Source organism: Granulosicoccus sp. 3-233 (genome assembly GCF_052681095.1).
On sequence record NZ_JBQYLE010000003.1, the window covers coordinates 266,316 to 289,039 of the forward strand.

The window sequence follows — 22,724 nt, forward strand, 5'->3', positions numbered from 1 at the left end:
TTCATTCAGCCTGGCACTCAAGAGCAGGCCCCTGGAGATAACGGAGAAAAAGCCACGTGTTCAAAGCCATCAAGAAAAAACTGATCTGCGCTGCCATTGCCAGCTGCGCGACGCTACTGGGTAGTGGTGTCAATGCAGCTGACATGACCTTGCGCGGAGCGAGCCTGTTCGACAATGAACATGCCTACAGCAAGACCCTGATCAAGTTCGGAGAACTGGTCAATGAGGCGAGTGATACGGATATTGCCTTCGATCTGCGCGGCAACAGCGAGCTGGGAATCGAGCCCGATTACGTCAACTTTCTGACGAAGGGTGTTGCCATCGATTACGCCATCATCGCTCCGTCCAATCTCGCCCGATTCGCCCCATCCCTGCCACTGATGGACATGCCATTCGTGTTTCGTGATCTGGCGCACTGGAATGCCGTGCTGTCCAGTGACGTGCTGAAACCCCTGGAAGAAGAACTGCTGGACAAGGCCGATCTGATGATCATCGGTTATGCCGGCGGCGGTACCCGCAATCTGATCTCCGCCAATGCGATCTCCAATATCGATGAACTGACCGGGCACAAGATGCGGGTCATGGGTGCTCCGATTCAGGCCCGTGTCTTCCAGGCCATCAAGGCAGCCCCTTCGGCCATCGCCTATTCGGAAGTGTACAACGCCATCCAGACCGGCGTGGTGGACGGCCTGGAGAACGAGTCCGCCAGTCTGCTGCAGTACAAATTCTTCGAGGTCGCCCCGCATGTCACCCTGACACAGCATTCGATTACCGTTCGACCCATTGTCATGAGCGGCAAATCCTTCCGCAAATTGCCCGAAGAGCTGCAACAGATCGTTCTGCAGGCCGGCAAGGAAGCAGGCGCTTACGGTCGCGAGCTTGAATCCAGTGAAGATGCACTGAAACTGGAAGAGATGAAATCGGCCGGCCAGATCGAGGTGCATGAATTCGCTGACCGCGACAAGCTGCTCGAGCTGGTGACCCCGGTACAGGATGCCTATGCCGAGGAACTCGGTGCGCAAGAATTGCTGGAAGCCATTCGCGCAATGTGATCAGCGCCCCTGCGCTGAACACCCTGGCCGATACCCTCTTGCTCGCTGCTGCAGCATGAGGGTATCGGCGTACACACCGACCCACCCCGCGGGCACGTCTGCCGAAGCCGATTGCCCCACCCCGTCGCGGAGTCCTGCTGAATGATTGAACGATTACTGGAAGGATTCTGCCAGCTGCTGCGGGTTGCCGTCGGTTGTCTGGTGGCCGCACTGGTTGTACCCGTCACCATGCAAGTGCTGGCGCGATATACCGGACTCATTCCCGTTTACCTGTGGACGGAGGAGCTGGCCACGTTCCTGTTTGTCTGGATGGTCATGCTCGGCTCCATCATCGCCGTCTGGGAAGGCACCCACTTCGATGTACACGTCATCCCCGACGCGCGCTCAAGACTGGGAAGATTGCTGCAAAAAGGCTTTGTTCTGCTGGTCATGAGCATCTTCGCCCTCCTGTTCGCCTGGTATGGCATCGGGTATGCGAAGTTCGGCGCCATACAGACCTCGGTCATGATGCAGGTCAACATGCTGGTCATCTACATCACGGTGCCACTGACCGGCTTCTGCTGGGCTACCTTCTCCCTGTTCCGCTTCTGGCAGATCGTGCAGGAATACCGACACGCCAAGGACACACTTGCACAATGATCATCTCCACCGGCGTCGCCTGTCTGACACTGCTGACCGGCTTCATTGTCCTGGTCATCGCTCGCGTGCCCGTTGCCTTTGCACTGGGTATCGCCACCATTCCTCTGGTGGCTCTGGACATACGCTTGACCCCGTTCCTCATCATGGACCGGATGCTCAACTCCTATACCTCATTCATCCTGCTGGCCGTGCCCTTCTTCCTGCTGGCTGCCAATCTGATGAACAGCGGCAAGATCACCGATCGCCTGATTGGTCTGGCAACCGTCCTGACAGGCTGGCTCCCCGGTGGACTGGGGCATGTCAATGTAGCCGTATCCATGCTGTTTGCCGGCATCTCCGGTTCATCCACTGCCGATGCGGCGGGTTGCGGCAAGATCCTGATCCCGGCCATGACTCGAGAAGGCTATGACCCGCGTTTTTCGGTCGCCATCACGGCCTGCTCATCGGTCATGGGCGTCATCATCCCTCCCAGCATCCTGATGATCGTCTGGGGAGGCGTCATGTCGATTTCAGTCGGCTCGCTGTTTCTGGCAGGTGCCATACCCGGACTGCTGATCGCCCTGGCGCTGATGGCCACCGTGTACGGATACGCCGTCGTCTACGGTTACCCCACCGTTGGCAAACCGTCGCTGGCCGAATTCTGGAAAGCCTTCAAGGGAGCAGGACTGGCTCTGCTGACACCGATATTCGTCATCGGCGGCATCGTCGGCGGCATCGTCACGCCCACCGAGAGCGCCATCATTGCAGCATTCTATTCCCTGTTTCTCGGCACTGTGGTGTACCGCACCATCAATTTCCGGGACGCCATCGGCATCCTGTACGAAACCGGCCGATTCGCCTCGATTTCCCTGTTTGCCATCGGCACCGCATCGGTCTTCGGCTGGATGCTGGCCTTCTACAATGTACCGCGCCTGATGGTCGGCGTCATGACCGGACTGGAGATGGGGCAGTTCGGCACATCACTGGTCATCGCCGGTTTCTTTCTGCTGTTCGGCCTGTTCATCGATGCCATTCCGGCCATCATCATTCTCGGTACAGTGCTCTACCCGGTGGCATCGGCCGCAGACATCCACCCCGTGGTCTTTGCCATCATCGGCATCGTGTCTCTCTCGTTCGGACTGGTCACTCCCCCTTATGGTCTGTGCCTGCTGATATCGGCTTCCATCGCCCGAGTCAATGTCGTCACAGTACTGCGTGATGTCGCCATCATTCTCACGCCGATGCTGCTGATTCTGTTGCTGATCATCCTGTTTCCGGAAATCGTGTTGTGGCTGCCACAACAGCTGATGCCCGGGTTCAAATGAGTGACACCATTGAACTCTGACTGACACCCGGGAGTCGGTGGCCGGAGTCCTGCGCGACAGAATCTGCCGTGGCGCGCTAGAATCCGCTGCATCATGAACAGACAACGCTTCAATCCGAACGTCCATGCACTGGGCGTTCCTCCCATTCCCCGCATTCAGAGAGCCGCGCGTGACTTTGCCGGCCCGCGGGAGGATCTCATCGATCTGTCACAGGCAGTACCCGGTTATCCGCCTCCCGATTCTCTGCTGCAGGCTCTCGGTCAGGCCGCCAGCGATCCTGCCTGTCTGGGCTACGGCCCCATCGAAGGTGAGGCAGGCTTCCGAGCGGCATATGCAGCCGACCTGGTGCGCACGCATGGCGGCACGGTGTCCTCTGACAACATCCTGATCACTTCAGGCTGCAATCAGGCTTTCGTGACGGCCGCCCTGACGGTGGCAGCGCCCGGGGAGTCAGTGCTGATGATCAATCCATGGTATTTCAACCATCAATCGACGCTGGCCATGTTCGGCATCGACACGGCACACGTCACCGTCGATGCCAGTACCGGCTTCCTGCCTGATCCCGACAAGGTGGCGGCAGCCATCAGTCCCGAGGTGCGCGCGCTGGCCATCGTCACCCCGAACAATCCCACGGGGGCCGTTTACCCAGCCACGCTGATTCGTGCGCTGTACGAGCTGTGCGCGTCACGCGGTATCTGGCTGATTCTCGATGAGACCTATCAGGATTTTCTTCCCACAGCACACGGTCCGGCACACGACCTGTTCGATGACGGTCCTGCCGAATTCCTGATCGGATTGTCCAGCTTTTCAAAATCCTTCTGTGTCCCGGGACACCGACTCGGCGCCGTGGTGGCCGATCTGCCGGTCATCGAGCAGATGGGCAAGATCATGGACAATCTGCAGATCTGCGCGCCTCGTGCTCCACAGGTGGCTCTGGCCCACTGCCTGCCGACACTCGATGACTGGCGCGCCGGGAATCGTGACGAAATCAACCGACGCGCCAATGCCTTGCGGCAATCCCTTGCATCATTGCCGGCATGGCGTATCGATGCCATTGGTGCCTACTTCGCCTATGTGCGACACCCCTGGCCAGAGGCATCATCCGTCGATGTCGCTGAACGTCTGGCCCGGGAGCTCGGCATGGTTGCATTGCCCGGAGCCTTCTTCGGCCAGGGTCAGGACCAGTATCTGAGAATAGCCTTTGCCAATGTCACGATCGAGCGCATGGAGCACCTGACGACACGGCTGACATCCTGAGACAGGCAGCGCTCGAGGCACAGGCCTGACAGCCGGAACCATGCGATCGGGCGCCATGCCCGGCCTGAATGGCAGAGCCGCCCTCATCGGGACTGATACTTGCAGCAGTCTCTGATCAAGGCCGGCTCCGGTATCAATCCGTGAGCTGCTGCATGCTCACCAGGGAGCCGTCGGATTTGCACGCGGAACGTGATGTCACTTTGTCGATCATCGGCGCCGGGGGCCATGCACGCGTGGTTGCCGACGCTGCCGAGGCCTCTGGCCACTGGCATCGCATCCAGCTCTACGACGACACCTACCCGGAGGAGATCGACAGTGGTGGCTGGCCGATTGTCGGCACACTCGATTGTCTGCTTCAGCAGACTCCCGCTACCACGCATCAGCTCATCATCGCCAGCGGTGACAATCAGCGACGCCACAGCTTGCAGTCGCAACTGCAAGAGGCTCACTGGCCGATGGCAACCGTGATACACCCTTCTGCCATGATCAGTGCACGCAGTCAGCTGGGCGCAGGCAGTGCCGTGCTGGCCGGTGCCATCATCAACCCGGGCTGTCGTATCGGCAGTGCTTCCATCATCAACTCCGGTGCCATTGTCGAGCATGATTGCCAACTCGGCCATGCGGTTCACATCAGTCCCGGCGCCGTGCTGTCAGGCAAGGTCATGGTAGGCAATCTGAGCTGGATCGGTGCCGCGGCGGTAATCATCCAGAGCCTGCAGGTCGGGGAACAGTCGGTCATCGGGGCCGGCTCCACCGTCATCCACGACCTACCCAATCATTGCGTGGCAGTCGGCAGCCCTGCGCGAATCATCAGACAATCGTAAGCCCGGAGTGAACCCCGCGGCGGCGCCGGTATCAGGCCGCCAGGAGGGTCGGCTCCGCCAACAGCCATTCGCAGATCTTCAGATCCAGAGCCGTATCGATATCGGTGGATCTCTCTGCACTCATTTCATAGGCCAGCGTGCCCGGACCACTCAACGTTCCCTGTTCCAGCAATGCGTCGATCCTCGCCACGTAGATGGCTCCATTGGGTGCGTAGACCGGGCTCAATGATTGCCGATCCGTCTCCATTCGAGCCTCCTCATAGCGCTGCAGGTAGCCCTCGTCCGATTGTCGAAACAGCCAGTTCGGGTGCTGCTTGGCCCGCGTCACACTGATACAGAAATCCGCGCCGCGTCCGACCATCAGGCTGATGGCACTGTCCAGATCGGCAGCCGTACGCAAGGGACTGGTGGGTTGCAGCAGTGCCACGTAATCATAGTCTGGCACCATCTGGCAGGCATGCAGCAGAGGTGCAATGCCGGGAGTATCATCCATGGCCAGCGCCGCCGGTCTCAGGAATGGGACATCAGCGCCCCAGAGTTCCGCCGTATCGGCAATCTCCCGACTGTCGGTACTGACAATCACTCTGTCCACATGATCCGACTGGCGAGCGGCATCGATGCTCCAGGCGATCAGCGGTCTGCCTGCCAGCTCTGCAACATTCTTGCCCGGCAGGCCCTTGCTGTTGGCTCTGGCCGGAATCACTGCCAGTACTGCGTGATTGCTGATCATGTTGACGATGGCATCATAACGAAGCTCTCTTCTGCTCCCGGTTAACACTTGCCGACGCCGACAGCCTGCCATTGGCAAGATTACTGTAGCACCTAGCCAACTACGAAACCGAGTCCGGTTGCGACGGTAAGCAAGCCGACGTTGTGCCTGACAGCAAAGCAAGACGCTTACCAGATTGGAGGAACCCACACTTGAATTATTGCTTTGAAAAGAATGATTGGGGAGACCGATTCATTCCCGAGCTCAACCGCACCAGTCTCGCCCAGCAAAGCGCCTCGCAGTTCTACGACAAGGAGCTTGACTTCGATCCTTGCGCCGAGAACACACTCACCATCGTCATCGGCAGCGACTCCGGCCTGCTGTTCAAATACCTGCTGGGCAAATCCGTTCCCGATGGTTCCAGGATCGTTCTGCTCGAACCCGGCGAGGTCTTCGAGGCCATCGACCAGGAATGCCGGGAATGGCTCGCCGGGCAAGACTGCAGACATCATTCATCGGCGGTCAGCCTGATCGATGCTGCCGACCTGGATACCAGCGTATTCAACAATGAGGATACGGCCTGGTTTCTGGCCGGCAAGGTCGAGCTGGTCCAATCCCGATGTGCGATCAGCGACTACCTCAACATCTACTACCCACTGTACCGCCAGACTCGTCAGGCAAGAGGCGACAGAGAGCACGCCATCTACAACAGCTATGCCGTCAAGCGATTCATCGATCAGCAGATGGCCAATTGCGTGGACAATCAGGTGGCCCTTCATGAGGATCAGGAGTTCGGCAAGGGCCGGGTGGCTCTGGTCATGGGCGGTGGTCCTTCACTGGACCAGCACCTGGACTGGATCATCGAAAACCGGTCTCGACTCTTCATACTTGCGGTGTCCAGACTGTGTGGCAAACTCACGGAAATGAACCTCATGCCCGATCTCGTGGTCAGCATGGATCCCTCGCCCCTGACGTATGCGGCAGCCAAGCGTGGTACCCAATGGCAGGGCGTGCCACTGGTACACAGTTATCACGTCGCTCACATGCTGCCCAAGCAATGGCTGGGCCCGCGGTTCCATCTCGGCAGCCGCTACCCCTGGGGGACATCCCTGCCCAACTCTGACAGAATCATCGAGAACTCCGGCCCCACCGTCGGACATGCCGCGACGGTCGTGGCCGCCGGGCTTGGCTTTTCCACCATACTGCTCAGTGGCGTCGATCTGTGCATGAACACCGCTGGTGATTCCCATACGCAGGGCACGCCTGAAGCCGAGCTTCTGAAACTGCCCGGCAACTACGATGTACAGGTGAGCACCTATGCCGGAAACCGGGCTGGCACCTCACTCGACTTCTATCGCGGCATTCAGTCCCTGGAAAAGATCGGAAAGAGAATCAATCAGCACGCAGACGTGCTGTTCAATCTGAACATACATGCCACTGCGATTTCCTCGATCAAGCATATCGATTGCCATGACGTGGAACTTCCCGACGCACGACCGGTACTGGACTGCAGTCGAACCACACAACCCACACTCGAACAACTGCGTGAACTGCGGCAACAACTGTCTGGGTTCAGTCGGGAATTCCGGCAGATCGGTTCCGTGTGCAGCAAGGCACAGCACTGCATCGACCAGATCTACGGCAAGGGCGGAAAACCGCCGAAACCTGCCTACCACAAGCGGTTGGATGCGCTTGAAAACCGCTTGATGAAGATCTCCCCTCCTGCTCTGTCAGCCATCCGATACTACATGGGTCCCGAATACGGCAAACTGCGCAAGCCCAGCGGTTTTTCACGCATGCTGGAAGAGGACATGGAGAAATGGGCCCGCGAATACTACGAAATAACCGACGAGGGCAGCCGCTACTACCAGAAGGCGCTGGAGAACGCCCAGAAGCTGATCAGACTGCGCGAGGCCGAACTCTCCGATACGCCGGATATCGAATACCTTCTGCAGGCCTGGGAAGAACAGGAAACACCCGGCCGTGTCATGATGTTCCTTGATCGCCTACTGGCATCAGCTACCGCGGAACAACAAGCCCTGTTGCACAAGGCCAGCGAGAGCTTTCTGCAATCACTGCATGAAAAGGAAAAACAACACGACGCAAGAATCGTGTCCAACTACGGCACTGTGCGCAAGACCATGCAGTCACTGCGCTATCTGCGCAACCAGAACTGCATCAACGACCTGCAGACCTACAGCAGAAAGCTGCAGGATCTCGAATGGCCTTATGGCACCATATCGACATTCATCAACGGCAGTATTGCCGAGCTGAACGATGACGAGGACGAAGCAATCAGTCAATACGGACGCGTCATCGATGACTGCGCGGAGCAACTGGGCAGTGGCCAGGAGAGCCTCGACTCCATCGGTGCCCTGATCGAGGATTCACTGACTCGACTGACGCAGATCTACATCAAGAGACAGGACGGTGAGTCTGCCTGCAGCACCCTGGGCATGTTGTGCGAGGTCACGCCCCACTACATACCGTCCTATGCGAACCTGCTGAACATGATGGGCAATTACGAATCTTCCGTCGAGTTGCTGACCATCTACCTGGAGAATTTCAGCAACGACTGGCGAGCAGCCCGACAGCTGGCGCAGATCCACGAAAAGGCGGGAAACCGCGAGGCCCAGTCTCTGGCGACCGGACTTGCCGACTCCATCCGCAAGTCGACCATTGAAACGACAAAGGCGGCCTGAGCCGCCCTTGTCATTCATCGGACTGGCGGCTTCGCCGGAGCAGTGGCCAGGCCCTGCTCCGGCTGATCCGCTGGCCGGCTGTCAGGTGCCGGTCATCTTCAGGGCTTCCTGATACTCATTGATTCTGCCGATGTCACGCCATTGCTCGTGTATCGGGAACATACTGACGCCACGTTGACTGGCAATGCATTCCTGCAGAAAATCCGGCATGTCGATGTATCCGCGTCCACGAATCGCATCGATTGCCGCCGGCTCCAGAACGTACATGCCGGCACTGACGAAATACTTGAATACCGGCTTCTCGGTAATCGATGCAATACGGGTACCGTCAGCTTCGACGACGCCGAACGGCACCTGATAGTCATACTCCTTGACGCATACGGTTGCCAGGGCTCCCTGCTCATTGTGAAAATTCAACAGTGCATCCAGGTCCACTGACGTGATGAGATCACCGTTGATCACGATGATGGGCAGATCCGGCAGATTGTTCGGCAGCAGCCCGATGGCACCCGCCGTCCCCAGGGGTTCGGATTCATGGGCATACTGGATGTCGACGCCCCAGGGCGAACCATCCCTGAAATGCTCCCTGAGCATTTCCGCCTTGTAGTGTGTCGATACCACGAAATTGCAGAAACCGGCATCGATGCAGCGTTCCAGTATGACTTCCAGAATCGGCTTGTCGCCCATGGGCAACAGTGGCTTGGGAATGTTGTCCGTCAGAGGGCGCAGGCGTTTGCCAAATCCACCCGCCATCAGCAACACCGGATTGGCGTGCTTCGGTTCGAACATCTGCTCCTGCAGCATCTTCATGTCGACAATGCGCGAGGACTGATCGATCACCGGCATGTGCAACAGTTTCTTGCGCTTCATCTTCAGGAAGATCTCACCACGGCTCGCCTCTGTACCCACTGTTTCGGGGGAGTCGTTCATGATTTCCATGACTGAGGTTTCCACTCCCTGGCGTTTCAGCAACGCCCTGCGGATATCGCCATCGGTGATGGTGCCCACAAGACGTCCGAGATCATCCACCACCAGCGCAATGCGGACCGCCTCGCGATCCAGTGTCTCGATTGCCGCCTGCATGTCGGCGGTTACCGGCAATTTCACCTTTCGCCAGTCATACATGGCATTCATCCCCTCTGTCGTTTCCCGGAACGCTACACCTGTGTTTTGCAGTCTTCATTCCGCTCGTCATTCTTGAATCAAGTCATCGGTTCGGTAGTCCCGGTCGCTTGTTCTACCCAGATACGACCAGTACGCTTCCGGCGGCACTCCACTACCGGGCCTCTTCATACTCAAGTTGCGTTCCGTAAATACCTCGCCTGCCCGTATGTCACGGCTGGCAACCAGGCTTTTGCGTACCAGTTCAATGTTCCTGCTCTCGGCTTCGCCCGGGCGCTTCTCACCATCACCCAGGGTCTGCAGAATATCTGCAATTCCCGACACCATCGATGTCAACTCGACCGGGTTCAGCGACATGGAGTGGTCGGGTCCAGGCAGGGACTTGTCCAGCGTGAAGTGCTTTTCGATGACACAGGCACCCAGCGCAGCCGCCACCACCGGGACGGTGATACCTGTCGTATGATCCGAATAGCCCACTGGCAACCGGAAGGTGTTCTGCAGGGTGGCCATGGCACGCAGGTTGATCTGGTTCAGCGGCGCCGGGTATTCGGTCGTACAATGCAACAATGTCACCCTGTCCTGCAGAGACCCCGTTTCCATTGCACGCAGAAACGCAGCCCGGAACTGCTCCTTGCCGGGCCGCTCCCCGACTTCGCGAGCTGTCTCCATACCATGGGCGATGACACCCAGAGCAGCTTCGATCTCCTCGAGTGTTGCCATGCCGGTGGAGACGATCAACTGATCGGCAAGCCTGGCATGAGCCAGCAGCAGCGGCATATTGGTCAATTCGCCCGATGCAATCTTGAACGTGCGCAAGCCGATTTCATCATGCAGGAAATTCAGGCTGACCTCTTCGAAGGCGGTCGACAGGAATTCGATACCCGTCGCCGCACAATGCTCAGCCAGTTGGCAGAAGCTCTCCTGGGACAGCTCCAGTTTCCGGATCATGGCCAGCTGCGACTCCTCACCGGCCGTTGCCAGTTTCTGATAGCCGGCCTTGTCGGCAGAGGAAGTTGCCAGCAATTCGGCTCTGAATGTCTGGAACTTCACCGCATGCGCACCCGCCTCGCAGGCCGCATCCACCAGTGCAATTGCCCGATCGATGTCGCCATTGTGATTGACTCCGGCTTCGGCAATGATCTTCACGACACCTCCTCGATATCATGGAATTGTTTCATCAGCAGATTCTCCACCGGCAGCTCCTTCAACAGTCCGGCAATGGTGCTGGCAGTCTGCCCCTGACCAAAGGGCAATTGCGTCAGGTCAGCTCCCGAACTGCGCCCACGTCGACAAGCGGACTGAATGGCCTCATGTATGGCACCTTGCTCGGCCTCACAGTCGATCACCGAGGCCACTCTGATGCGTCCTGCCTGCCGTTCACCGATATTGACGGTGGGAGTACCCAGTAGCGGTGCCTCTATGACCCCGCTGGACGAGTTCCCGACGACGGCATCCACCAGCTTCATGGTCGATAGATAGCGCAATTGCCCCATGTATTTGAACGAGACACTGGTATCCGGATGTTCGCCAACGAAGTCGGCAATCAGCCGATTCAATCGACTTCCCATGGAATCGGCATTGGCTTCGGTAAAGATGATCTGCGTATCCTGGCATTCGGCCAATGCCGCCAGCAAGGCCTGGCACTGCGAGAGTCCTGCTTCTTCATCCAGTGTTACCGGATGAAACGTGACCAGCAGATTTCTCCGGCCAAACCGCAGCCCCAGCTCCGCGTGCAGCTGCTCTCGAGACAGATACGCCATCTGTCTGATGATGCCCACGCCCAGGCTACCGACATTGAACACCCTGTCGGGCTGTTCGCCCAGTTGAATGACTCGCTGTCGGTAACGCTCCGCCGAGGTGAAATGATAGTGCGCCATCTTCGTGATCGAATGGCGGATGGCTTCGTCGAATGCTCCCGAGGTTACCTCGCCGCCATGAATATGCGCCAGGGGTATGCGTTGTATCAGGCAAGCCGCGGCCGCCGCCCAGATTTCATAGCGATCCCCCAGTACAACGACCATGTGCGGGCTCAACGACTGCAACGCATCGGCAAATCCGATCAGTCCCAGACCCATCGACTTGCTGATGGCCACGGTCGAGTCGGAGGCCAGCAGCATGTCGACGACACGGTCTACCCGATAACCATCGGTGCGAATGGCGTCAATGGTCAGACCATGTGCCTGTGACAGATGGGAGCCGGTGACCAGCAGCTGCAAGGCAATGCCATCAAGAATCTGCAATTCGTCCAGCAGTTCACGCAGTAATCCGTAGTCCGCGCGCCCACCGGTAATGACACAGATTCTGCGCTCAGTGCTCATCTGCCCGGCCGGTTCGCTGACGACAAGCTGCGCAGGTGCTGGAGTCATATCTCTGCAGTTGTTCGAAACCTGCCTGGAGGGAATCGACTGAACAGTCAGACATTGTAGAGTTCTGCACGATAGCGCTGCAGATTCTGTGGTTCGCACAGCCAGTCGATGGTGCGTTGCAGACCTTCGCGAATATCGACCTGTGGTCGATGGCCCGTCATTTCGATCATTTTCGAGTTGTCACAGACCAGTCGAGTCACTTCCGAGGCGGCAGGTCGGAGCCGCTGCTCATCGGTCACGAACACGGTGTCACTATTCATCAGCTCCCGAATCAGGTGCAAGGTATCTTCAATGGAGATTTCGGTGTTCGAGCCGATATTCACGACTTCTCCAATGGCCTCCGGACAACGCGCCAGGGCCAGAAACCCGCGGCAAGTGTCATCGACGTAATTGAAATCTCGTGTCGGTGACAGATCACCGAGCTGGATCTCCGGCTTGCCCGCCGCTATCTGGCAGATGATGGCCGGAATGACGGCGCGAGCGGACTGCCGCGGCCCATAGGTATTGAAGGGTCTGGCTATGCTCAAGGGCAGCTCGAAGGCACAGTGATAGCTCATGGCCATGGCGTCGGCGGCGATTTTCGATGCGCTGTAGGGCGATTGTGCCTGCAGCGGATGAGCTTCATCGATCGGCACATGACGAGCGGTCCCGTACACCTCGCTGGTGGATGTATGGATGAAACGACCAACCTGATTGTCCAGTGCGGCCTGGCACAGATTGAGCGTGCCATTGGCATTGGTGTCGAGATAACTGCTCGGCGCGACATAGGAATAGGGTATGGCAATGAGGGCTGCCAGGTGATAGATGACGTCGATCCCCTGCGTCAGCGCGCGGCAGAAATGGGCATCTCGTACATCACCACTGACAACTTCCAGTGCATCGGATTCCGCGGCTGCATCCAGCCATCCCCAGGAACCCAGAGAGTTATATTGCACGAGCGCCCTGACCTCATGGCCTTCGCTCAGCAACAGCTCGGTCAGGTGCGAACCGATGAACCCGTCTGCTCCGGTAACCAGGACTCGCTTGTTCTTGTTCATCAACCATCGGATATTTCGACAGGCGTTGGTCGCCACCCCGGTTTCAATCACGAAACATGCCCTCAGGCTCGGCTGTAACGCTCTGCATAACCCCCAAGTGGTGTATGCTTTGCGCATCGCAAGGTTCTGACCAAGATGAAAAGGGAACGAGGTGCAAGACCTCGGCTGCCCCCGCAACTGTAAGCAACGTCATTCACTGTGTGCCCACTGGATGGTTTCCGCATCCGGGAAGGGAGTGAACCCCTGCCCTTCCGGCCTGGCCGGAATCAGGCCGTTGTCAGCCAGGAGACCTGCCAGGCGATATGTCATCAACCAGCCTGGCGGGGTGTCCGGTGGAACATGAGAAGCGACAGCTGCAGGCCGTGTGCAAGCAGAGGCTGTCCAACCCTCTTCTTCTGCCACCACATGCTCCGTCGGCCACAACATGAGGTAGCGCGGGGTTGCGTTCCTGGCCTTCAATCGATAGCCCTGATCGGGCAAGCGTGCTGCCTGGCGCCAGTCGCCACGTACCGACGAATGCCTCACCCGGCTTTCCTCTGCGCTACTGGCTGCTGTGCACTCTGCCCTGTGTGACCTTGCTTGCTTCGGCGGCTCAGGCCCAGTCATCCGAGTCTGACTCGACACACTCCGTCGACGCCACTGCGACAACGGGCACGACACCTGACGCCATACTGGACACCATCCGAGCCATCGCCGAGGTGCCCTACCGTACCGGTGAGGTGATCAGCGAGGAGAGCACAGCCAGCCACAGTCGGATCGGTGCTGCCACGCTGCAACGGAGCAATAACACCCTGGCCGGTGTTCTGGCCCGGGAAAGTGGGGTGCAACATCGCCAGTCAGGCGGATTCGGCAGCTTTTCCAGCATCAGCATCCGGGCGGCTACCGGCGCGCAGACCGATGTCTATCTGGATGGCATCCTGCTCAACAGCGGCGGATCACCGGTAGTGGACCTCTCCACTCTGGAAGTACTCAACCTCGAATCCATCGACATCTACCGCGGCAGCACACCGCTGCAACTGGGTCATGGTTCGATCGGCGGTGCGGTCAATCTCAACACACTGCAGAGCCGTGCCGAACCCACCACACGAGTGCGACTGGGTGTCGGCAGTCTGGGCAGTCGGGAGCTGCAGCTGTCGCACCAGACCGTTCGAGGTGCATGGGACATGGTGGCCGCCATCAGCCATCGGCAGAGTGACAATGACTTCGGCTTCCTCAGCGACAACGGAACGCCGTTGAACCCGAATGATGACCGCCGCGAAAAGCGTCACAATGCCGATGCCCGCCGCACGACAGCCTTGCTGCGCACCGGCTACCGGCAGAACCGGGATAGCCGTACCGACCTGACTCTGCAGTTGTCGGCACGCGATCTTGGCGTACCCGAATTTCGCAACAACCCCGACAATGTGGCCAGTTACGATACCCGAGGTACACAGTTGCAGTTGTCACAGGTTCTCGACGGTCTGGGTCAGTGGAACAGTCGCCACGATCTGTACTGGCATGACAGCTCATCGCACTATCGAGACCTGCTCAGCCAGGTCGGACTGGGCGCGCAGGACGCAGAAAACGATTCGGACACACTGGGCGCCAAGACCTACTGGGAATATCTGGCCGACAGCGGTTCCCTCGGCCTGTCGCTGGATGTTCGCCGTGAACGTTTTGCCTCGAGCGACGCCAGGGATGACACAGCGGCCTTCGATGTCGACCGAGACCGCACACAGGCCTCCATTCACTATGTCTGGTTCGATGACAGTGAGACCTGGTCCCTCACCCCCGCCATCCGCTGGCAACAGGACGAGCTACGCGGAAAGAGCCCCGAATCATCCGCAGACCTGCCTTCCCGTCGCCGCTCATCGGATACGAGCCTGCAGATCGGTCTGGCCTACCGCCCGCCGGGGCAGGTCTCACTGACTGCCAATGCCGGCAGCTACTACCGGGAACCGTCCTTTGGAGAACTGTTCGGATCCAGCGGACTGGTAAACGGCAATCCCGATCTGCAACCCGAAGAGGGCTTCAATGTCGATGTCGGACTGCACTTTCGCAGTCAACGCTCGGCACTCAGCGCCACCGTATTCGGGAGCGACCGGGATGAACTCATTGTCACCACCTACAATTCCCGAGGCATTGGCGGTCCGGTCAATGCCGGAGCCGCGCGAGTCATCGGCCTCGAACTGGCAATGGATCTGGCCATTACCCCGCAACTGGATCTGAGCAGCAATCTCACCTGGCAGTCTGCGCGCAACCGCGACCCGGCGGCCGGATTCCATGACCGCTTTCTGCCAGGCGAAGCTCAGTTCGCCTGGTCCGGAAAACTGCAATACCAGCCCTCGCAGTTCAGCTTCTGGTACGAACTGGACGTACTGCGCAAACGCTTCTACGATCAGGCCAACATTCTGCCCGCTGCCGATAGCGAACTGCATTCGATCGGCATCGACTGGACGAATACGCAATGGCAGGCCACCCTTGGCATACACAACCTCGGTGATGACAACATCGAGGATTTCAATGGATTTCCCAAACCCGGGCGCACCTGGTCATTGACCCTGACTCGCACCCTGACATCGCCCACACCCTGACTTCACAAGGAAAAAATCGAATGACAATCAGAATCTCACAGGCACCCTCTGGCGGAGTTCTCCTGCCCTTCAGGCAACTGATGCGGGTCTCGGTGCTGGCAACTGCCATGATCGGTCTGAGCGCCTGCAGCTCCGACAGCGACGACTCGGCTGTTGGCGGTGACAACGTGGACCTGAGCGGCCAATACGCCTATGTGGCTACCCGGGCGGCCGATTACGGTAGCGGTCGCATCGATCGCCTGTCTCTGGAACAGGGCAATGTTGTCGTCGGCAGCTATCCGGGAGCCGGATCCAATATCGATGTCGACACCGATGGTGTCAGTCCCTACCAGATCGGCAAGTTCATGGTTGATTCCATCACCCGCTACGATGCCGAAGACACATCCATCGTCGACTACCAGTATTCGGTCAAGGGCGATGAGCCGATCACGGCCAACCCTACCGACCTGGTCTTCAGCGGTCCCAACCGCGCCTATCTGACGCGTCGCAGCAGCAACTCCCTGTGGATCGTGGACCCGGCCGCCGAGACGGAAGAGGATTTCAAACTGGAAGAGATCGATCTGAGTGCCTACGACACCGATCTGCCAGACATGACCGAGGCGATCATCGTCGATGACAAGCTGTTCGTACTGCTCGAGCGTCTGCAGCGACTGGAGTCCGGCTCGCAGATTCCCGACAAGAGCGCCTACGTGGCGGTCATCAACACGATTACCAACACCGAAATCGACACAGGCATGGGCAGCGACGGCCTGCTGGGTATCGAACTGGATGTCACCAATCCCTCGGCGCTTCAGTACAATGAGGAGACCGGCCTGATCCATGTTGTAGGTCGTGGCAACTACTTTGAAAACGAAGCCATCACCGAGGATTTTCACAGTGGCGGTGTACAGTCCATCGATCCCGGCAGTTACGAAACCACACTGATACTCGATGACGGTAGTGATGCAGAAAACGAAGGCTATTTCGTCGACCTGGAAATCATCAATGCAGAACTGGGCTATCTGCTGACCTATGCCGAATTCACCGTGACGACCCTGCGCACGTTCAACCCGACAAGTGGTGAACTGTCAGCCGATATCATCCCGGGGCTCGACGGTGTCGATATCACGACACTGGCGCAAGGTCCGGACAATCACCTCTGGATCGGTATCAATGACGACAACCCGGGATTCTACCGCCTCGATCTGAGCACCGGTGAACTGGCAGCGGAACGCGTCGCTACCGATCTGGTTCCCATCAATGTCGTATTCATCGACGTTCCACAATCAGACAGCTGACCGGAGTCCGATCCTGAACACAGGCTCAAACCATGGCTGGCATTGTCTTTTGCTGGGACTGGCAGTGTTGCTGCTGGCTGTGGTGAGTCTGTGTCTGGGTCAGCAATGGATCAGTCCCTGGCAGGCATTCACCCTGCCTTTCACCGAGCCGGACTCGGTGACAGCCGTCATCATTCGCGAAATCCGGCTGCCTCGTACCCTGATTGCGGTCATTGCCGGGACGTCTCTGGGCCTGTCCGGCGCAGCCATGCAAGGGCTGTTGCAGAATCCTCTGGCCAGTCCCGGGCTGGTCGGCAGCGCCAGTGGTGCAGCGCTCGGAGCGGTAACAGCCTTGTACTTCTTCAGCGGTGTCTGGCACCCTCAGAGCGTCCCTCTGGCGGGCATGCTGGGTGCTCTGAGCGCCACCGGCCTCGTCTATCTTCTGGCAGGTCGGGACTCTTCGGTCAGCACGCTGATTCTGGCAGGTGTTGCCATCAATGCCCTGGCAGCTGCCCTGCTGTCACTTCTGCTCAATCTGGCACCCAGCCCGTTTGCGGTTCGTGAGCTCGTGCTCTGGACTCTGGGCGATCTGGCCGACCGCAGCCTGCACGACCTGTGGCTCATGCTGCCCTGTACCCTCGCTGGCTGGTTGCTGCTCGCCGGTGTCGGTCGCTCGCTGGATGCTCTGACACTGGGAGAACGAACGGCTCGAAGCATGGGCATCAACACCCATCTGACATCCTGGCGCATTTTCATTGCCGTCTCCCTGTGTGTTGGCGCCGCTGTTGCCACGACCGGCATGATCGGCTTCATCGGACTGGTGGTGCCGCATCTGCTGCGCCCTCTGGCCAACCACCAACCGGGCCGATTGCTGCCGCTGGCCGCTCTGGGTGGCGCGCTGATGCTGCTCACGGCCGATATCGGTGTGCGGCTCATTGCCCTGCAGGGTGCACTGCCGGTACCGCTGAAGGTGGGCGTCCTGACCGCACTGGTGGGAGCCCCCTTCTTCCTGATTCTGATCCTGCGCAGTCGCAGGAACTACCTCTCCTGAGTCGATCCGAGATGATGCAGACGCGCCTGTTGGCTGAATCCGTCAGTGTTCATCGTGCGGAACGGGCATTGGTGGACGCTGTGTCCTTACAGGTCGCCGCCGGGGAACTGGTTGGCCTGATCGGCCCGAACGGCGCTGGAAAATCCACCTTGCTGACAGCCCTTGCCGGTATCGACAGAAAGGCCAGCGGTTGCATCACCATCGATGGGCATCCCCTGCAAGGCATCAGTGCTGCGGAGCGCGCCCTGCAAATGGGCTGGGTCGAGCAATCCGGCACCATTCACTGGCCCGTCACCGTTGAACGACTGGTCATGCTGGGCAGAATTCCGCACCTGCCCGTATGGTGCCGCGCCACTGCCACGGATCTGCAGGCCGTCGAGAATGCCCTGACTCTCTGTGACTGCCAGTCCTTGCGTCATCGGCAGGTGACAACGCTCTCAGGCGGAGAGCGAGCGCGTGCCCTGCTGGCACGAGCACTGGCCGCAGAGCCGACGCTGCTGTTTGCCGACGAACCCATCTCCAACCTGGATCTGGGACATCAGCTGCAGACAATGCAACTGCTGCGCGACTTTGCCAGCGAGAAACGCGCCGCCATCGTCGTCATGCACGACCTGTCACTGGCAGCCCGTTATTGCGACCGACTGTATCTGATGCATCAGGGACGTATCGTGGCATCCGGCAGTGTCGCCAAGGTACTCAGCCCGCAGAACCTCGCCGATGTCTACGGGGTCAGCGTCATCAGCGGTTGCGAGTCTGTACCCTGGATCGTGCCTGACCAGCTGTTGAGCGAACAGCCCGGTGCAGACACGCCCTGATCAGCCGGAGTCGATCCGGTCTGGATCTGGTCTCAATCAGACTAGGAGGCCAGAAAATCGATCTGGCAGCGAACTCCACTGGGTATCTTCATGTCCGGGTTTTCCAGAATCAGACGCACGCCGTAGGTAGCGCTGGCTGCATCGGCCACGGCATCGATACGTCGTACCTCCGCCGACAATACCTGGTTCTCGAAACCGGGCACATCGATGGTAATGGCTGCCACCATGCCGGTGGACAGATTGCCCAGGTACTCGACCGGCACGATCACTTCGACATTCAACGGATCCAGCTGCGCTATCTGGTAGACGGGGTCGCTATCGACGTATTCCCCGGCTCGCTTGTACATCTGCACCACGCTTCCGTCGATGGGACTGCGGATGAGTCGCCTGGCAAGGGTCGCCTCGGCACGTTGTACATCCAGCTCCGCCAGGCGTTGACTCTCTCTCTCCTGCACCACCTGCAGACCGGCCAGGCGAGCCTCGGTACTGACCTGATCAACAACCTGGCGAGACACGCCGGAGGTCTTCAGCAGCTGTTCGTTGCGCGCTCGGGTTCTCTCACCGAAGCCTGCCGTCACCTTGCGCAGATCCAGCGCCGTGGTGCTGCCGGCCACTTGCCGGGCAATGGCCAGGGCCACCCTTTCCACATCGCTTTCCAGCTGCGCCATGACCGTTCCCTTGCTGACGAAATCACTGCGATCGAAATAGCTGTGGGCAATCAGTCCCGGCACGGCAGATCCCAGATCGACCGTGGCACTGGGTTCGATCACGCAATCCATATCGGACAACACTTCCAGTGAGGCACGCGAGCTGGGTACCAGCCCGGCCATCAGTGCACCGACACTCAGGACAGTCCCCAGTCCCAGCAACACATTCTGTCTCCAGCTCGCATTGCTCCGTCGGTTCGACGCATGACCGCTTCGGCCAATTCCAGTCGGATATTCGTCAGTCTTGTTCATCGTAGAGTCGTGTCTCTTTCCCACAAACAGCCTCGGTCCCGCCGCCACCGCCGGATCAGTGAATCCAGTCCCGCCATCGGCGCCAACCCCTGGTCGGACTCCCGGCTTGTCAGCTGACAGTGCTGGTGATTTCTTCGAGCAGTTCCATTGCAACGGGTATGCCGCGTAACACTGGCACCAACGCCTTCTACCGGGCAGGAAACCGTATTCCGCAGGCAGTAAAATCCGATAATCAGACACAAGCCACAAAACCGTATACTCACGCGCATTCACACCCGTTGCACTGTCCTGTTCCTTCAGCGCATCCCATGAAACCAAACAGGCTTCGCGGCGCTACAATGGTGCGCTATACCTCAGGAGAATCTTCATGACATCAGCCGACGGTTCACACGATCACATGACACCGCAGTCAGCACGTGCCAAACCGGCGGCAGCGGTCTGGGACGATATCGCGCTGCTTGATCAGCAACTGAACAGTGAAGAGCGACTGATTCGAGACACGGCTCGGGACTATTGCCAGAGCCGTCTGCTGGGCCGGGTCATCGAAGCCAATCGGCATGAACACTTCGATCGCGACATCCTGTCCGAGTTTGGCGAACTGGGCCTGCTGGGCGTGACTCTGCCCGAGAAATACGGCTGCGCAGCTGCCAGCTATGTCAGCTACGGCCTGGTGGCTCGCGAGGTCGAACGCGTCGATTCCGGATATCGCTCAGCCATGTCGGTGCAATCGTCCCTGGTCATGCACCCCATTTTCGCCTACGGTACCGAGGATCAGCGCCAACACTATCTGCCAAGGCTTGCCAGCGGCGAACTGGTTGGCTGCTTCGGCCTGACCGAACCGGATCATGGCTCTGACCCTTCCAGCATGGTCACACGCGCCACGAAGGTCGACGGTGGCTACGTGCTCAATGGTGCCAAGAACTGGATCACCAATTCACCGATCGCCGATGTCTGTGTTGTCTGGGCAAAGTCGGATGCTCATGACGGCAAGATCAAGGGCTTTCTGGTCGACCGGGACAATCCCGGACTGTCGACACCCGGGATCGCAGGCAAGTTCTCCCTGCGCGCATCGATCACCGGCATGATCCAGCTGCAGGATGCCGAAATCGGTGACGACAAGCTGTTGCCGGATGCCGAAGGCCTGGCCGGACCCTTCGGTTGCCTGAATCGTGCCCGCTACGGCATCAGTTGGGGTGCGCTGGGTGCCGCCGAAGCCTGCTGGCATCAGGCGCGTGACTACACCATGGATCGCCGGCAATTCGGCAAACCCCTGGCCGCCAACCAGCTGATCCAGAAGAAGCTGGCGGACATGCAGACCGAGATCACGCTGGGCCTGCAGGGCTCCTTGCGTCTCGGGCGGCTCCTCGATGAGGGCCAGGCATCGGCTGAACTGATTTCCCTGATGAAACGAAACAATGCAGGCAAGTCCCTCGAGATTGCACGCATTGCCAGAGACATGCTGGGCGGGAACGGTATTTCGGATGAATACCACGTCATCCGGCACGTCATGAACCTGGAGGCCGTGAATACCTACGAGGGCACACATGATATACATGCCCTGATCCTGGGCCGGTGTCAGACTGGACTGCAGGCGTTCACCTGATTGCCGGAGACCGGCAACAACGACAGAACCAAAAGAACAATGGACAGAGACACCCTGTATTCACGACTGGCACAGATCGTCGGCCCGGAGCACGTACTGACCGGCGCGGACGTCAGCGCTCGAGCGACACACTTCTGGGATGCCTCCCCACTGACAGCGGCCGCCATCGTGCGACCGGCGGATACGGCCCAGACAGCTGCCGTGCTGAAACTGTGCCATGAAGCCGGACAGGTAGTGGTGACACAGGGAGGCGCCACCGGACTGGTCAAGGGCCATGCCAGCACCGACAATGATCTGCTGCTCTCGATGGAACGCATGAACGACATCGAGCCGGTCGACTTCACCGGTCGTACGGTGACGGTCGGCGCCGGGGCGATCCTGCAGAATGTGCAGCAGGCCGCCGACGATGCCGGGCTGCAACTGGGACTGGACCTGGGTGCGCGAGGTTCGTGCACCATCGGGGGAAACATATCGACCAATGCCGGCGGACTGGCCGTATTGCGCTACGGCATGACACGCGAGCAGGTACTCGGACTGGAAGTGGTGCTGCCCGATGGCACCATCCTGTCATCGCTGAACCGCATGATGAAGAACAATGCCGGATACGACCTGAAGCAGCTGTTCATCGGCAGTGAAGGCACCCTGGGCGTCATCACCCGCGCTGTGCTGCGACTCCGACCCGCCACTCCCGCGCTGGCAACAGCGCTGCTGGCCTTCGACCGTTTCGAGCAGGTGAGCGCAACCCTGGGCCACCTGAGCCATGCACTCAATGGCACCCTGGATGCCTTCGAAGTGATCTGGCAGCCCTTCTATGCCCTCAATACCGATACCGAGCGCGAAGGCAGCAGTCAGTCGCCGTTACCACGCGATTACGCCCTGTACGCCATCGTCGAATCACGTGGCTCGGAATCGGATGCAACCGACGACCAGTTCGAACAGGCGCTGGGCAGTGCGCTGGAAAACGAACTCATTGTCGATGCCGTCATCGTACAGTCCGAACGCGAGCGACAGAATATCTGGCACATTCGCGAGCACATCGATATCGCACTACAGCACGACCCGGTATTCGTCTACGACATCAGCCTGCCCATTGCCGACATGCAGCCCTATGTGGACAGTGTACTGACGCAATTGCAACAACGCTGGCCCGATGTCATCCTGTACGTCTACGGACATCTGGCCGATGGCAATCTGCACATACTGGTCGCGCCTCCGGCGGAACAGGAGCTGGAGGCCGAGGAAAAGGCCCGGTGGCATGAATTCAGCAACCAGCTGATCTACCAGCCACTGCAGTCGCTGGGCGGGTCGATTTCCGCAGAACACGGCATCGGTCTGTCCAAGAAACCGTATCTGCCCCTGTCTCGCAGCGCCGCCGAAATCTCTCTGATGCAGAGCCTGAAGCGTACCCTTGATCCTTCCGGCATTCTCAATCCGGGCAAGATATTCGATTGAAGC

The 22,724-nt window shown here is 59.1% G+C and carries 18 protein-coding genes and 1 riboswitch; of the genes, 12 read left to right on the plus strand and 6 right to left on the minus strand.

The annotated features are described in order from the left end of the window. Positions 1–56: 56 nt before the first annotated feature. The 5 genes from ACUNV4_RS10470 (at position 57) to ACUNV4_RS10490 (ending at position 5,076) form a co-directional block, all read left to right on the plus strand. Positions 57–1,052 carry a TRAP transporter substrate-binding protein gene (locus tag ACUNV4_RS10470; RefSeq protein ID WP_430878488.1) on the plus strand — a complete coding sequence of 332 codons (996 nt, stop codon included), beginning with the start codon at positions 57–59 and terminating at the stop codon, positions 1,050–1,052. Between the two features lie 141 nt (positions 1,053–1,193). Further along, positions 1,194–1,691, plus strand: a complete 498-nt coding sequence (locus tag ACUNV4_RS10475; RefSeq protein ID WP_430878489.1) for a TRAP transporter small permease — start codon at positions 1,194–1,196, stop codon at positions 1,689–1,691. After that, on the plus strand, positions 1,688–2,995 hold the full coding sequence (locus ACUNV4_RS10480; protein WP_430878490.1) for a TRAP transporter large permease: 1,308 nt from the start codon (positions 1,688–1,690) through the stop codon (positions 2,993–2,995). Before ACUNV4_RS10475 ends, ACUNV4_RS10480 begins: the two co-directional genes overlap by 4 nt. Positions 2,996–3,088: 93 nt before the next feature. Continuing rightward, positions 3,089–4,252 (plus strand): aminotransferase, encoded by a 1,164-nt coding sequence (locus ACUNV4_RS10485; RefSeq protein WP_430878491.1) that lies wholly within the window; start codon positions 3,089–3,091, stop codon positions 4,250–4,252. 152 nt (positions 4,253–4,404) lie between these two features. Further along, positions 4,405–5,076, plus strand: a complete 672-nt coding sequence (locus ACUNV4_RS10490) for an acetyltransferase (protein ID WP_430878492.1) — start codon at positions 4,405–4,407, stop codon at positions 5,074–5,076. Between the two features lie 31 nt (positions 5,077–5,107). Here ACUNV4_RS10490 and ACUNV4_RS10495 read toward each other — a convergent pair whose 3' ends face one another. Then, a complete protein-coding gene (locus tag ACUNV4_RS10495) occupies positions 5,108–5,806 on the minus strand; it encodes an acylneuraminate cytidylyltransferase family protein (RefSeq protein WP_430878493.1) in 699 nt (232 codons plus the stop codon). A gap of 191 nt (positions 5,807–5,997) precedes the next feature. On the opposite strand from ACUNV4_RS10495, the gene ACUNV4_RS10500 reads away from it, so the two are divergent. Beyond that, complete coding sequence (locus ACUNV4_RS10500) at positions 5,998–8,487, plus strand: 6-hydroxymethylpterin diphosphokinase MptE-like protein (protein WP_430878494.1); 2,490 nt, start codon at positions 5,998–6,000, stop codon at positions 8,485–8,487. Positions 8,488–8,568: 81 nt separating this feature from the next. Here the strand turns inward: ACUNV4_RS10500 and ACUNV4_RS10505 are convergent, their stop codons facing one another. From ACUNV4_RS10505 to ACUNV4_RS10520, 4 genes are all read right to left on the minus strand, one after another. After that, a complete protein-coding gene (locus ACUNV4_RS10505; RefSeq protein ID WP_430878495.1) occupies positions 8,569–9,612 on the minus strand; it encodes a nucleotidyltransferase family protein in 1,044 nt (347 codons plus the stop codon). 66 nt (positions 9,613–9,678) lie between these two features. Then, a complete protein-coding gene (gene neuB / locus ACUNV4_RS10510; protein WP_430878496.1) occupies positions 9,679–10,755 on the minus strand; it encodes an N-acetylneuraminate synthase in 1,077 nt (358 codons plus the stop codon). Beyond that, positions 10,752–11,975: a UDP-N-acetylglucosamine 2-epimerase gene (neuC, locus tag ACUNV4_RS10515; RefSeq protein WP_430878497.1), complete on the minus strand. Its 1,224-nt coding sequence runs from the start codon at positions 11,973–11,975 to the stop codon at positions 10,752–10,754. Before neuC ends, neuB begins: the two co-directional genes overlap by 4 nt. Positions 11,976–12,022: 47 nt before the next feature. Then, positions 12,023–13,012: an NAD-dependent 4,6-dehydratase LegB gene (locus ACUNV4_RS10520; RefSeq protein WP_430878498.1), complete on the minus strand. Its 990-nt coding sequence runs from the start codon at positions 13,010–13,012 to the stop codon at positions 12,023–12,025. 104 nt (positions 13,013–13,116) lie between these two features. Further along, positions 13,117–13,324: riboswitch (cobalamin riboswitch) on the plus strand. A 128-nt stretch (positions 13,325–13,452) separates the two neighbouring features. Between ACUNV4_RS10520 and ACUNV4_RS10525 the strand changes: the two genes are divergently transcribed. Genes ACUNV4_RS10525 through ACUNV4_RS10540 form a run of 4 tightly spaced genes read left to right on the plus strand, consistent with a single transcriptional unit; the run spans position 13,453 to position 18,707 of the window. Beyond that, complete coding sequence (locus tag ACUNV4_RS10525; protein WP_430878499.1) at positions 13,453–15,585, plus strand: TonB-dependent receptor; 2,133 nt, start codon at positions 13,453–13,455, stop codon at positions 15,583–15,585. A 20-nt stretch (positions 15,586–15,605) separates the two neighbouring features. Beyond that, on the plus strand, positions 15,606–16,862 hold the full coding sequence (locus ACUNV4_RS10530; protein WP_430878500.1) for a hypothetical protein: 1,257 nt from the start codon (positions 15,606–15,608) through the stop codon (positions 16,860–16,862). Positions 16,863–16,911: 49 nt separating this feature from the next. Then, complete coding sequence (locus ACUNV4_RS10535; RefSeq protein ID WP_430878501.1) at positions 16,912–17,892, plus strand: FecCD family ABC transporter permease; 981 nt, start codon at positions 16,912–16,914, stop codon at positions 17,890–17,892. An 11-nt stretch (positions 17,893–17,903) separates the two neighbouring features. Next, positions 17,904–18,707: an ABC transporter ATP-binding protein gene (locus tag ACUNV4_RS10540; protein WP_430878502.1), complete on the plus strand. Its 804-nt coding sequence runs from the start codon at positions 17,904–17,906 to the stop codon at positions 18,705–18,707. Between the two features lie 41 nt (positions 18,708–18,748). Here ACUNV4_RS10540 and ACUNV4_RS10545 read toward each other — a convergent pair whose 3' ends face one another. Continuing rightward, positions 18,749–19,666, minus strand: a complete 918-nt coding sequence (locus ACUNV4_RS10545; RefSeq protein WP_430878503.1) for an efflux RND transporter periplasmic adaptor subunit — start codon at positions 19,664–19,666, stop codon at positions 18,749–18,751. A gap of 367 nt (positions 19,667–20,033) precedes the next feature. Here ACUNV4_RS10545 and ACUNV4_RS10550 point away from each other — a divergent pair, with 367 nt between their 5' ends. Further along, positions 20,034–21,269 carry an acyl-CoA dehydrogenase gene (locus ACUNV4_RS10550; protein ID WP_430878504.1) on the plus strand — a complete coding sequence of 412 codons (1,236 nt, stop codon included), beginning with the start codon at positions 20,034–20,036 and terminating at the stop codon, positions 21,267–21,269. A gap of 39 nt (positions 21,270–21,308) precedes the next feature. Then, complete coding sequence (locus ACUNV4_RS10555) at positions 21,309–22,721, plus strand: FAD-binding oxidoreductase (RefSeq protein WP_430878505.1); 1,413 nt, start codon at positions 21,309–21,311, stop codon at positions 22,719–22,721. The last annotated feature ends 3 nt before the right edge of the window (positions 22,722–22,724 follow it).